12 protein-coding genes are annotated in these 13,706 nt (G+C 38.5%); 9 read left to right on the plus strand and 3 right to left on the minus strand.

The features are described 5' to 3' along the window. Positions 1-38: 38 nt before the first annotated feature. Both uvsE and cls read right to left on the minus strand, forming a co-directional pair. Positions 39-992, minus strand: a complete 954-nt coding sequence (gene uvsE, locus ACVWY7_RS16475) for a UV DNA damage repair endonuclease UvsE (protein WP_000605877.1) — start codon at positions 990-992, stop codon at positions 39-41. Between the two features lie 32 nt (positions 993-1,024). Continuing rightward, on the minus strand, positions 1,025-2,218 hold the full coding sequence (cls, locus tag ACVWY7_RS16480) for a cardiolipin synthase (RefSeq protein WP_073524486.1): 1,194 nt from the start codon (positions 2,216-2,218) through the stop codon (positions 1,025-1,027). Between the two features lie 307 nt (positions 2,219-2,525). Between cls and ACVWY7_RS16485 the strand changes: the two genes are divergently transcribed. The 8 genes from ACVWY7_RS16485 (at position 2,526) to pyrG (ending at position 12,436) form a co-directional block, all read left to right on the plus strand. Further along, positions 2,526-4,637: a heterodisulfide reductase-related iron-sulfur binding cluster gene (locus ACVWY7_RS16485; RefSeq protein WP_001086759.1), complete on the plus strand. Its 2,112-nt coding sequence runs from the start codon at positions 2,526-2,528 to the stop codon at positions 4,635-4,637. A 9-nt stretch (positions 4,638-4,646) separates the two neighbouring features. Further along, positions 4,647-5,930: an acetyl-CoA C-acetyltransferase gene (locus tag ACVWY7_RS16490; protein ID WP_153018517.1), complete on the plus strand. Its 1,284-nt coding sequence runs from the start codon at positions 4,647-4,649 to the stop codon at positions 5,928-5,930. A 49-nt stretch (positions 5,931-5,979) separates the two neighbouring features. After that, positions 5,980-6,831 carry a 3-hydroxybutyryl-CoA dehydrogenase gene (locus tag ACVWY7_RS16495; RefSeq protein ID WP_000538860.1) on the plus strand — a complete coding sequence of 284 codons (852 nt, stop codon included), beginning with the start codon at positions 5,980-5,982 and terminating at the stop codon, positions 6,829-6,831. Positions 6,832-6,903: 72 nt separating this feature from the next. Next, positions 6,904-8,034, plus strand: a complete 1,131-nt coding sequence (locus ACVWY7_RS16500; RefSeq protein WP_001011186.1) for an acyl-CoA dehydrogenase — start codon at positions 6,904-6,906, stop codon at positions 8,032-8,034. Between the two features lie 21 nt (positions 8,035-8,055). Next, positions 8,056-9,195: an acyl-CoA dehydrogenase AcdA gene (acdA, locus tag ACVWY7_RS16505; protein WP_000545523.1), complete on the plus strand. Its 1,140-nt coding sequence runs from the start codon at positions 8,056-8,058 to the stop codon at positions 9,193-9,195. A 64-nt stretch (positions 9,196-9,259) separates the two neighbouring features. Further along, positions 9,260-9,889: a TetR/AcrR family transcriptional regulator gene (locus ACVWY7_RS16510; protein WP_000238605.1), complete on the plus strand. Its 630-nt coding sequence runs from the start codon at positions 9,260-9,262 to the stop codon at positions 9,887-9,889. A gap of 154 nt (positions 9,890-10,043) precedes the next feature. Further along, positions 10,044-10,571: a DNA-directed RNA polymerase subunit delta gene (gene rpoE / locus ACVWY7_RS16515; protein WP_105989391.1), complete on the plus strand. Its 528-nt coding sequence runs from the start codon at positions 10,044-10,046 to the stop codon at positions 10,569-10,571. Positions 10,572-10,828: 257 nt separating this feature from the next. Next, on the plus strand, positions 10,829-12,436 hold the full coding sequence (gene pyrG, locus ACVWY7_RS16520; protein ID WP_000170458.1) for a CTP synthase: 1,608 nt from the start codon (positions 10,829-10,831) through the stop codon (positions 12,434-12,436). 31 nt (positions 12,437-12,467) lie between these two features. Here pyrG and ACVWY7_RS16525 read toward each other — a convergent pair whose 3' ends face one another. Then, the gene (locus ACVWY7_RS16525; RefSeq protein ID WP_431174797.1) at positions 12,468-12,992 is read right to left on the minus strand and encodes a DUF2529 domain-containing protein; all 525 of its coding nucleotides are present in this window, start codon (positions 12,990-12,992) and stop codon (positions 12,468-12,470) included. 201 nt (positions 12,993-13,193) lie between these two features. Between ACVWY7_RS16525 and spo0F the strand changes: the two genes are divergently transcribed. Next, on the plus strand, positions 13,194-13,562 hold the full coding sequence (spo0F, locus tag ACVWY7_RS16530; protein WP_000398594.1) for a sporulation initiation phosphotransferase Spo0F: 369 nt from the start codon (positions 13,194-13,196) through the stop codon (positions 13,560-13,562). The last annotated feature ends 144 nt before the right edge of the window (positions 13,563-13,706 follow it).

Raw genomic sequence — 13,706 nt, forward strand, 5'->3', positions numbered from 1 at the left:
AATTACTTTTTTTGAAAAAAATAGCTCAACATTACAATTTACCATTGTAATGTTGAGCTACTTATTCTTTTTATCCCTCTTATAGAGGATAATTCCTGTATGAATTGCAGCATCGCTAAATCTTTCTGTTTGCTTTCAATCATAATATCGAAATTATGATTGATTTTTTTTGCAACGTGTAAGAAAGGTTTAATAAACTCTAAATCAATATATTCCGCGTGAGCCCTAAATTCTTTTTTTGATTTAGGAGAGGAAATGTGAACTTTAGGAACGATATTTGTATGTGACCAAGTTTCAAAAATTGCAGGAAGTAACTCTTCTAACGGTTCCTCGCAAAGATTTGCCATGTGATGGTGATAATCAAATACGAATGGGATCTTTTCTTTTTGGCAAATAGATAACGTTTCAGCAGTTGTATATGTTTTATCATCATTTTCAAGTGTCATTTGTTTTTTTATATGTGCAGGAAGTTTTTTTATGTTTTCATGGAAACGCTCGATTGCTTTTTCTTTATTTCCGTAGGCCCCACCTACATGGATGTTAATATAAGAAGAATCTGCAATGCCTATTGCATCTAATACTTTATAATGATAGGTCATATCTGTAATAGCGTTAGTCGTAATATGTGGTTTGTCGCTTGTAAATAGTGTAAATTGATTTGGATGAAAACTTACTCTTAAATTATGTTCTTTAATTAATGCCCCAATTTTACGCCAAAGCGGTGTAAATGCCCCGATATAATCAAACTCGACTTCGGGATGTGTTGCAAGTGGGACGATGGAAGAAGACAAGCGATATAACGGAATTTCATGAGCTATATTGTAATGGAGAATACGTATTGTATGCTCAAGATTTTGTTTTGTAACATCGTATAATTTATCTTCTCGCTCTTGTTTACTGAGCTTTTGAAAGCTTGTAAATGTTATCGTTTTAGCCGGAGAGCAGTCCCAGAGTGCCATTGCATGTGAGACATATCCGAACCGCATAATCATAATGAATACACATCCTTTATGCATTATCTTTCCTATAGGAAGAAAGCGAGTATTGTTCCTATCCATTCTTTTCCTCTATCAATAAGAGAATGCGGGCTAACATCTTTAAAGGAAAGTAATGATGCGTTTCTTAGATCTTTATGGAATTTGTTTCTTACTGTTTGTATAAAATGTTTATCATATAAAAGGCAGTTAATTTCATGGTTAATATATAAACTTCTCATATCAAAATTTGCAGTTCCGATATCACAAATGCAGTCATCAACTATAATAACTTTAGCGTGAAAAAAACCTTGTTGAAAGGCGTAAATATTACATCCAGCTTGTATTAACTTTCGGCAATACGGGAATTTTGCTTCTCGAACAAGGGCGTGATCCGCTTTTTCTGGAACGAGAATCGTGATTTGAACCCCGCGTTTTCGTGCTTCTAATAATGCATTCATGATTTTCCTTCCAGGAATGAAATAGGGTGTACCGATAAAGAGTTCCTTTTTTGCCCCTTCAATTAAATGTAAAAAAGTATGTTGTAAATATGCACCATCAGTCGGAATAAATTGATGTTGGATAGTACCGGGTTGCTGTTTCGGAAAATAAAGAGAAGCGTCCAATAAATTTTGGTTTGTATCATCAAACCAGTCATGTAAAAATTGCTTTTGTAAATCTTGTACTCCTTCGCCTGTAAGACGTAAATGATAGTCCCTCCATAATCCTAACCGTTCATTATGTCCCAAATACTCTTCACCAATATTAAATCCCCCAATGTAACCAATTTTCCCGTCGATAACTGTAATTTTTCTATGGTTTCTTTGATTTGCAGAAAAGAAAGGAAAAGGAAACTTTACTTTGTGACAAAATGAAAAAGAGACACCATGTTTTTGCAGGGAACGAATGGCCTCGTTTGATAAATGATGGCTTCCCAATCTATCGAGTAAAAGTCTTACTTCAATTCCTTCCTTTGCCTTATCAATAAGTAACTTTAAAAATTCTCGGCTGATTTTATCGTTTTTTACAATGAAGAACAAAACATGCACATGGTGTTTCGCCTGTTTTATATCAGTAAATAGAGTGTCATACAAATCTTTTCCGTATGTATAAAGGTGAAAATCACTTTGACGTAAAGGGAAAGAACGAGAACGTACACGCCTTAAATGAACAATTCTCCCATAAGAAAGATCGATTACAATCCAGAGAGCAATACCTATTAATAAGAGAGGTAAGAAGAACATGAGTAAATTCCCTCCTTCACGGTCTTTTCACCATTCGTTTTTTATAAATAAAACATTCATATTATCCTGTTATTTGCAGGCTAATAATCAGTAGGGAATAAATACCTTCTACTGATTAAAGTTTCACTTTATAGTTTCACCGAAATAAACAGCTTTATGAAAAAATATGTTGTTGTATAACAAAAAACTGTTGACTGAATGCTCACTCATTATATAATGAAGATAGGGGATAAAATTCAGAAAATTATATGTTTTTGAAGATTCTAAAAAAAGAAAGAGGGCTTACAAAGAGAGGGGTAGCATAAAAATGAATAGCTTACTGATCATTAATTGGCTGGCTGCCATTGCTGTTATTGCTTATGCAGGATATTTGTTTGTGTATCTTATACGAACGAGGATGGCCTACATACAGTTAGGAAAAAAGATTGAATTTGACCGTCGTTTTAAAGAGCGTTGGGATCTCCTTAAGGTCAATGTTTTCGGTCAGAAAAAGCTGCTGAAAGATAAAAAGAGCGGCATTATTCACGTTATGTTCTTTTACGGATTTATTCTTGTCCAATTTGGAGCAATTGACTTCGTTTGGAAAGGACTCGCACCAGGATCACATCTTCCACTTGGACCACTATACCCTGCATTTACATTCTTCCAGGAAATTGTCACACTTGTTATTTTAATTGCAGTCTTTTGGGCTTTTCATAGACGTTATGTTGAAAAGCTAGTTCGTTTAAAACGTAATTTCAAATCAGGTCTTGTTCTTATCTTTATTGGTGGCTTAATGATTTCTGTGCTACTCGGTAATGGAATGGGAATTATATGGCATGGCGAGGAGCTTTCATGGAGTGAGCCAATCGCTTCTGCAATCGCTTACGTTTTCTCAGGGATAAATGAAACCGCAGCCATTTCTGTGTTCTATTTCTCTTGGTGGGTGCATTTACTAATTTTGTTAACGTTTTTAGTTTATGTTCCACAATCAAAACACGCGCATTTAATTGCTGGACCAGCTAACGTTTTCTTCGGTCGTCTTTCAAATCCAGGGAAACTTGAAAAGATTGACTTTGAAGATGAAACACAAGAAACATTTGGTGTTGGTAAAATCGAAGACTTTAGACAAAATCAGCTTATTGACTTATACGCTTGCGTAGAGTGTGGTCGTTGTACAAATATGTGTCCGGCAACAGGAACAGGGAAAATGTTATCGCCGATGGATTTAATTTTAAAACTTCGTGATCATTTAACTGACAAAGGAGCAGCAGTAACATCAAAAGCGCCTTGGGTTCCAGTAGTTGCTTTTAATAATACACAAGGAAATCAGTTAGCGATGATGGCAGCTGGGAAAGGGCAACAAGAATCAGCGGCTGCAACACTCGCTTACGATCCAAGTTTAATCGGGGATGTTATTACAGAAGAAGAGATTTGGGCTTGTACAACGTGTCGTAACTGTGAAGACCAGTGTCCGGTTATGAATGAGCATGTTGATAAAATTATTGATTTACGCCGCTATCTCGTTTTAACAGAAGGAAAGATGGACGCGGAAGCACAGCGTGCGATGACAAACATCGAGCGTCAAGGGAATCCGTGGGGCCTAAACCGTAAAGAGCGTGAAACTTGGCGCCAAGGTGATGATGAAGTAACGGTTCCAACTGTAAAAGAAAAATCGAAAGCTGGCGAGGAGTTCGAATATTTATTCTGGGTTGGTTCAATGGGATCATATGATAACCGTAGTCAGAAGATTGCGATATCATTTGCGAAGTTGATGAACGAAGCAGGCATTTCATTTGCGATTCTCGGTAATAAAGAGAAGAACTCTGGAGATACACCGCGCCGCCTAGGAAATGAATTCGTCTTCCAAGAGATGGCGACAAAAAATATCGAGGAATTTGAAAAAGCAGGAGTGAAGAAAATCGTTACGATTGACCCTCATGCTTATAACACATTTAAAAATGAGTATCCAGACTTTGGCTTGCAAGCAGAAGTCTATCATCATACAGAACTGTTAGCTCAGTGGGTGAAAGAAGGACGCTTAAAACCTGTTCACGCTATTGAGGAAACAGTTACGTACCATGATTCCTGTTACTTAGGAAGATACAACGAAGTATACGAAGCCCCGCGTGACATTTTGAAAGCGATTCCTGGTGTGAATCTTGTAGAAATGGCACGTAACCGTGAAACGGGAATGTGCTGTGGAGCAGGTGGTGGCTTAATGTGGATGGAGGAAACAACAGGTTCTCGTATTAACGTTGCTCGTACAGAACAAGCGCTAGCTGTGCAACCATCTATTATCGGTACAGGTTGTCCATATTGCTTAACGATGATTAGTGATGGGACGAAAGCGAAAGAAGTAGAAGAGAAGGTTCAAACGCTTGATGTAACAGAGATTTTAGAACGCTCTGTTATCGGACAGAAGAAAGAAGCGATGTAATCTGCAAGCATGAATACAACTTTAGAGAGAGGTGCAATCATTGCACCTCTTCTCAACGTAACAATGCCGAGCGAGCGCTCGGTGCTAAAAAAAGAAATGGGGGAAAGAAACATGAGTAAAACAGTTATTTTAAGTGCTGCAAGAACACCGGTTGGAAAATTTGGAGGATCTTTAAAAGATGTAAAAGCAACAGAACTTGGAGGAATTGCAATTAAAGCGGCGCTTGAAAGAGCGAATGTTTCAGCTAGTGATGTTGAGGAAGTTATATTCGGAACGGTTATTCAAGGTGGGCAGGGACAAATTCCATCGCGCCAAGCGGCACGGGCTGCTGGAATCCCTTGGGAAGTGCAGACGGAAACAGTCAATAAAGTTTGTGCATCAGGGCTTCGTGCGGTTACTTTAGCGGATCAAATTATTCGTACTGGCGACCAATCACTAATTGTAGCTGGCGGTATGGAGTCGATGAGTAACAGTCCTTACATTTTACGAGGAGCAAGATGGGGATACAGAATGGGTAACAACGAAGTCATTGATTTAAACGTTGCTGACGGTTTAACATGTGCATTTTCAGGTATACACATGGGTGTTTATGGCGGAGAAGTTGCGAAGGAGGATGGAATTTCTCGCGAAGCGCAAGATGAATGGGCATATCGTAGCCATCAGCGTGCGGTTTCAGCACATAAAGAAGGACGTTTTGAAGAGGAAATCGTGCCAGTAACGATTCCGCAAAGAAAAGGCGATCCTATTGTCGTTGCAAAGGATGAGGCGCCGCGTGCAGATACAACAATTGAAAAGCTAGCAAAATTAAAACCTGTATTTGATAAGACAGCGACGGTAACAGCTGGTAATGCACCAGGCCTAAACGATGGTGGCGCTGCACTTGTATTAATGAGCGAAGAGAGAGCGAAGCAAGAAGGAAGAAAGCCGTTAGCGACAATTTTGGCACATACAGCAATTGCGGTGGAGTCTAAAGATTTCCCGAGAACGCCAGGTTATGCAATTAACGCATTGCTTGAAAAAACAGGAAAGACAATTGAAGACATTGATTTATTCGAGATTAATGAAGCATTTGCAGCGGTAGCAATTGCGAGTACAGAAATCGCAGGAATTGACCCAGAAAAATTGAATGTAAATGGCGGCGCAGTGGCGATGGGACATCCGATTGGAGCAAGCGGAGCGCGCATTATCGTTACGCTAATCCATGCACTTAAGCAACGCGGCGGTGGAATTGGAATTGCTTCGATTTGTAGTGGTGGCGGTCAAGGCGATGCAGTGATGATTGAAGTTCACTAATTAAGATTAGAAGATATATAGTTTATTAAAAATTAAGGGGGAAGAAGAAATGGGTGTACAAAAAATTGTTGTAATTGGTGCAGGACAAATGGGGTCAGGAATTGCGCAAGTATGTGCAATGGCAGGATATGACGTGAAGGTACAAGATTTAAAACAAGAGCAATTAGATAGAGGATTGGCTATCATTACGAAAAACTTAGCGCGCCAAGTAGAAAAAGGACGCATGAAGGAAGAAGAGAAAGAAGCAACTTTAAATCGTCTTACAGTAACGCTTGATTTAGATTGTGTGAAGGAAGCGGATCTTATTATTGAAGCAGCTGTTGAGAAAATGGATATTAAAAAGAAAATCTTTGCAAATCTAGATGAAATTGCTCCAGAACACGCGATTTTAGCGACGAATACGTCATCCCTGCCAATTACAGAAATTGCCGCAGTAACGAAGCGCCCGGAAAAAGTAATCGGTATGCACTTTATGAATCCCGTTCCGGTTATGAAACTTGTTGAAATCATTCGTGGTTTGGCTACAGATGATGCAGTATACGAAACAATTGAAGATATTACGAAGAAGATTGGGAAAGTACCAGTTGAAGTGAATGATTTCCCAGGATTTGTATCGAACCGTATTTTATTACCGATGATTAACGAAGCAATCTATACGTTATATGAAGGTGTAGCGACGAAAGAAGCGATTGATGAAGTAATGAAACTTGGTATGAATCACCCGATGGGCCCTTTAACGCTCGCTGATTTTATCGGTTTAGATACATGTTTATACATTATGGAAGTGTTACATGAAGGTTTAGGTGATAGTAAATATCGCCCATGTCCATTGCTACGCAAGTACGTAAATGCAGGATGGTTAGGACGTAAAACAGGTCGTGGTTTCTACGTTTACGAATAAATCCCCCTTTGTTACAAAATAGTGGTCTTACCAAATTGTTAAAAGGATATATAGCAAATGGAGGCGGAGTATATGAACTTTCGTTTTAATGAAGAGCAACAGATGATGAGGAAAATGGTTCGAGATTTTGCGCAGAAGGAAATAGCTCCCTTTGTTCCTAGTATGGAACAAGGGGTGTTCCCAAAAGAGATTTTGCAGAAGATGGGTGAGCTTGGATTAATGGGAATTCCAGCGCCTGCAAAATACGGCGGTTCAGAAATGGATTTTATCTCTTACATTTTAGCGATTGAAGAAATTTCAAAGGTAAGCGCGACAGTTGGTGTAATTTTAGCTGTACATACGTCAGTTGGGATGAACCCAATTTTATATTTTGGAACAGAAGAACAGAAAGAGAAATATGTTTCTAAACTTGCGACTGGTGAATATTTAGGCGCATTTGCATTAACAGAACCTAATGCAGGATCGGATGCAGGAAGTTTGAAATCAAGAGCTGTAAAGAAAGGCGATCACTACATTATTAATGGATCGAAAGTATTTATTACAAATGGCGGTGAAGCAAGTACATACATTGTATTCGCTTCTACAAATCCAGAGGCAGGAAAAAGTGGGATTTCTGCATTTATAGTAGAGAAAGATACACCAGGCTTAATTATTGGAAAAGATGAGCATAAAATGGGACTTCTCGGTTCTCGCACGGTACAACTTACGTTCGAGGATATGAAAGTGCCGGCTGAGAATTTACTTGGTGAAGAAGGACAAGGATTTAAGGTTGCGATGGCGAATTTAGATGTTGGAAGAATTGGAATTGGAGCGCAAGCACTAGGAATTGCTGAAGCGGCGCTTGCATGTGCAATTGATTATGCGAAAGAACGTGAGCAATTCGGAAAACCAATTGCGGCGCAGCAAGGGATTGGCTTCAAACTTGCCGATATGGCTACTAGTGTAGAAGCGGCGCGATTACTCGTATATAGGGCGGCATCGCTAAGAGCGCAAGGATTACCGTGTGGTAAGGAAGCATCTATTGCGAAATTATTCGCTTCTAAAACAGCTGTTGAAGTTGCGATTGAAGCGGTGCAAGTATTTGGGGGATACGGTTATACGAAGGACTATCCAGTAGAAAGATTTTTCCGTGATGCGAAAATCACGCAAATATATGAAGGAACGAGCGAAATACAGAAACTTGTTATTAGCCGAGCTTTATAAAAGCATAAGGGGGAGACGGGCATGCATTTTAAACTATCAGAAGAACATGAAATGATAAGAAAAATGGTTCGAGACTTTGCTAAGAATGAAGTAGCACCGACGGCAGCTGAGCGTGATGAAGAAGAGAGATTTGATCGTGCAATATTTGATCAAATGGCCGAGCTTGGTTTAACTGGTATTCCGTGGCCTGAAGAATACGGCGGAATTGGAAGCGATTACTTAGCGTATGTAATTGCTATTGAAGAATTATCGCGTGTATGTGCTTCTACAGGTGTAACATTGTCTGCACATACTTCGCTTGCTGGTTGGCCAATTTTTAAATTTGGAACAGAAGAGCAAAAGCAAACATTTTTACGACCGATGGCTGAAGGGAAGAAAATTGGTGCGTACGGCTTAACGGAGCCAGGATCTGGATCGGATGCTGGTGGAATGAAGACGATTGCTAAAAGAGATGGAGACCATTATGTATTAAATGGATCAAAAATATTTATCACTAATGGTGGTATTGCTGATATTTATGTTGTCTTTGCGTTAACTGATCCTGAATCGAAGCAGCGTGGCACGAGTGCATTTATAGTGGAAAGTGATACACCAGGATTTTCAGTTGGGAAGAAGGAAAGTAAGTTAGGAATTCGCTCTTCACCAACAACTGAAATTATGTTCGAAGATTGCCGCATTCCTGTAGAGAATTTACTAGGGGAAGAAGGGCGAGGGTTTAAGATAGCGATGCAAACATTAGATGGCGGCCGTAACGGTATTGCGGCGCAAGCGGTCGGTATTGCACAAGGGGCTTTAGATGCTTCCGTAGAATATGCAAGAGAGCGTCATCAGTTTGGGAAGCCAATTGCGGCGCAGCAAGGGATTGGTTTTAAACTAGCAGATATGGCAACGGATGTAGAGGCAGCACGCCTTCTAACATACCAAGCAGCTTGGCTTGAATCGGAAGGGCTTCCGTATGGGAAAGAGTCAGCAATGTCAAAAGTATTTGCAGGCGATGCAGCGATGAAGGTGACGACGGAAGCGGTACAAGTATTTGGTGGTTACGGTTATACGAAAGATTATCCAGTAGAGCGTTATATGCGAGATGCAAAGATTACACAAATATATGAAGGAACACAAGAGATTCAAAGGCTCGTAATTTCTCGTATGTTAACGAAGTAGGGTTAAAGCGTAGGTATTTTCCTACGCTTTTTCCTTCCAAAAAAATAATAGAGAGGTGAAGGGGATGGTTAAACATAATGTGCATGCATCAGTGAAAGATGAAAAATTAGTCGCGTTAAGACGTGAACAAATGATTAAAGGTGCAGTGCAATTGTTTAAGCAAAAAGGATTTCCGCGTACAACAACGAGAGAAATCGCAAAGGCAGCTGGGTTTAGTATTGGAACGCTTTATGAATACATTCGTACAAAAGATGATGTTTTGTATTTAGTTTGTGATAGTATTTATGAACATGTAAAAGAAAGATTAGAGGAAGTAGTTTGTACAGAAAAAGGAAGTGTAGAAAGTTTAAAGATAGCAATAACGAATTACTTTAAAGTGATGGACGAATTGCAGGAAGAAGTGTTAATAATGTATCAAGAGGTACGCTTTTTACCGAAAGAATCACTCCCGTATGTATTAGAAAAGGAGTTTCAAATGGTAGGAATGTTTGAGAATATTTTAGAACAGTGTACGGAAAATGGAACATTTACATTAAATAAAAAAGAAATACAGCTTCTTGCGCATAATATTTTTATACAAGGACAGATGTGGGGATTTAGACGTTGGGCGTTGCAAAAGCTATATACGCTCGAGGAATATACAGAAATGCAAATTAGGTATGTATTGCAAGGGGCTCATATGCTTCCGAAATAAGGAATGGACAAATTATAAATTTATTACCCTATAAAAGTTTCCCGTTTTTTTTGTAGCATATTTGTGCGACTTTTGTTTATAATGAATAGTATGGATTTTTTTAAGCAGGCCGTTATATATAAGGTTATATTTGATGAAAGGAAGTGCCGCATAAGTGGATTTTAAGCAATATTCACCAGAAGAGCTAAAAGAATGTTCAATGATTGAAGTTGTACATAGCGTTTTAGGGGATAAAAAACAAGCAACGACATTCAACGAGTTGGTTCAAGAAATCGCTCAAGTGCTGGGACTATCTCAAGAGCAAGTTAATGCGAAAATCGCACAATTTTATACAGACTTAAACATCGATGGACGTTTCATCAATTTAGGAGAAAATCGTTGGGGATTACGTAGCTGGTACCCATATGAGCAAATTGATGAAGAAATCTTGCCTCAACCAAAACCGAAGAAGAAACGTAAAGTTGAAGAAGACGGTTTTGACGACTACATTGAAGAAGATGACTTTGATGATGCAGACGTAACTGAAGACGAAGATGATGATGTAGAAGATTTGGACAAGGTTCTTGAAGAAGAAGACGGAGACGACGATGATCTTGATGATTTAGATGAAGATGATGATGACTTCGCTGAAGAAGAACTTGAGTATGATGAAACTGAAGAAGAAGAAGAGGAAGAACTGTAGTTCTTGACTTTTCATTATCGTCCATGTAGAATCATTTTTGGGCTCTTTAAAAAAGGACGATAATACTTTTAAAGTGTAAATATAAAAGAAAATTGCTCCCTACTTATTACTTTATGTGATTAGGGGAGCAATTTTCTTTTTTGTTTTTTGTTTAGAAAATAAAAAGAGTCTAACAATAAGATGGATACAGTGTTATCTACATACGTTGCGCTTTGCAACGGTGATTATATAACAGCAAAATAGAAGGGAGCTTTTTCATGACTAAGTATATTTTTGTAACAGGCGGTGTAGTATCGTCTTTAGGTAAAGGTATTACAGCAGCATCTCTTGGACGACTTTTAAAAAATCGTGGTTTAAACGTAACGATTCAAAAATTTGATCCATACATTAACGTAGACCCAGGAACTATGAGCCCATACCAACACGGTGAGGTATTCGTAACAGATGATGGTGCAGAAACTGACTTAGACCTTGGTCACTATGAGCGTTTCATCGACATCAACTTAAACAAATACAGCAACGTAACAACGGGTAAAATTTACTCTTCAGTTCTTCAAAAAGAGCGTCGTGGTGAATACCTAGGAGGAACAGTTCAAGTTATTCCTCACATTACTAACGAAATTAAAGAGCGCGTATATCGTTCTGGTCGCGAAACAAACGCGGACGTTGTTATTACAGAAATTGGTGGAACTGTTGGTGACATCGAGTCTCTACCATTCTTAGAAGCAATCCGTCAAATTAAGAGCGACATCGGTCGTGACAATGTAATGTACATTCACTGTACGTTAATCCCGTACTTAAAAGCAGCGGGTGAAATGAAAACAAAACCAACGCAACATAGCGTTAAAGAGCTTCGCAGCTTAGGTATTCAACCAAATATTATCGTTGTTCGTACAGAAATGCCTGTTTCTCAAGATATGAAAGACAAGCTTGCATTATTCTGTGACATTGATACAAAAGCAGTTATTGAAGCACGCGATGCAGATACTTTATATGCGGTTCCATTATCTCTTCAAGAGCAAAATATGGACCAAATCGTTTGCGATCACTTAAAATTAGACAATCCAGCTGCAGATATGACAGAGTGGACTGCGTTAGTTGAAAAAGTGCGTAACCTTTCTAAGAAAACAAAAATCGCTCTTGTTGGTAAATACGTAGAGCTTCAAGATGCATACATTTCTGTTGTAGAAGCACTTCGTCATGCAGGTTACTCTTTCGACACAGATGTAGAAGTGAAATGGGTAAATGCTGAGCACGTAACAGCAGAGAACGTACAAGAATTAGTAGGAGACACAGATGGTATCCTTGTACCAGGTGGCTTCGGCGATCGTGGTGTAGAAGGTAAAATCGTTGCAATTCAATATGCTCGTGAAAACAAAGTTCCATTCTTAGGAATTTGCTTAGGTATGCAACTTGCATCAATCGAATTCGCACGTAACGTATTAGGATTAGAAGGAGCTAACTCTTCTGAAATTAACCCTGACACACCTTATGCAATCATCGACTTATTACCAGAACAAAAAGATGTAGAAGACTTAGGTGGTACACTTCGTCTTGGTCTATACCCATGTAAGCTTTCTGAAGAAACAAATGCTTACAACGCTTACAATGAGCCGGTTGTATATGAGCGTCATCGTCATCGTTATGAGTTCAACAATCAATTCCGTCCGGATATGGAAAAAGAAGGATTTGTATTCTCTGGTACAAGCCCAGACGGCCGTCTAGTTGAAATCATTGAATTGAAAGATCATCCTTGGTTCGTGGCAGCACAGTTCCACCCAGAACTTGTTTCTCGTCCAAACCGTCCACAACCATTGTTCCATGACTTCGTAAAAGCTTCTATTACGAATAAAGAGAGCAAGTAATAAAAAAAGCGCCTGAAATAGGGCGCTTTTTTTAATGTTCATTTAACATTTCATCAATTGTAAATTTGATCCCGTGATATGCAAATAAAGCTATCATTAAGCTTGGGAATCCGTAGCGATTACCTTCATCGTCTGGAATAAGCCCTTTTAACAGCTTTGTATCAATATGTACATCTGTATATTGTTCTAGTGATTCAGTACCTTCTTGAATAGCAGAGATGCCGACAATAGAGTGTCCATCTGCTTGAAGTTTTTTTGCTATTGCTACAACTTCTTCATCTGTTGAAAAACGGCTAATAAGAAGTACACGATCTGCAGAAGTTACTTCTACTTCTTTCCCATTTTCAAATAATCGTTTTGCTTGTTTCATTGGTTCAGTGCCGAATAGTGCTTCAGCAACAACGCCGTCCATTTCATTTGTACCATGTAAATAAATGAAACCTTCGCCAACTAATGCTTGAGCAAGTAGACGGGCGCTATCTTCTATATTCATTTCCTCCTTTTGAGAAACTCTGGAGAAATAACCACTTAATTGGGTTGAAAAAATTTTTAACATAATGTTACTCCCTTCGTACGTGTTTACCGGCTTTCATTATAGTTTATTTTTTTAGAAAGGTGAAATCGAAGGGTGGCATAACAAAATAGGAAACGGTAAAATAAGAAAGAATAGGAAGGAATTTGGCAAGAAATAGCGAAAATAAATCGTTAAGATATAAGAAGCTTTAAATCTTGTATTTACACAGAAAGGTTGGGAGTTATGGAAGGGAAAATTTTAATCGTTGATGATCAATATGGCATTCGTGTGTTATTACATGAAGTGTTCCAAAAAGAAGGTTATCAGACATTCCAAGCAGCGAATGGATTTCAAGCTTTAGATATCGTGAAAAAAGATAATCCAGATTTAGTTGTGTTAGATATGAAAATTCCAGGTATGGATGGTATAGAGATTTTAAAGCATGTAAAAGAAATTGATGAGAGTATTAAAGTGATTTTAATGACTGCTTATGGAGAGCTTGATATGATCCAAGAAGCAAAAGATTTAGGTGCTTTAATGCATTTTGCTAAACCATTTGATATTGATGAAATTCGTCAAGCGGTGAGAAATGAGCTCGCTGTAGAGGCTTAAAAATGAATTTTTTATAAAAAATATGGAAAAAAGCGTTTACATGGACTATTGTGCAGGTGAATACGGTTGAGTTTTTGAGTACAAGTTGTTATCCTATTGAGTGTAGAAAAAAGTCCGGTACGTAGATATACATATTTTACCTTA

It is taken from the genome of Bacillus sp. TE9106W (assembly GCF_054062215.1).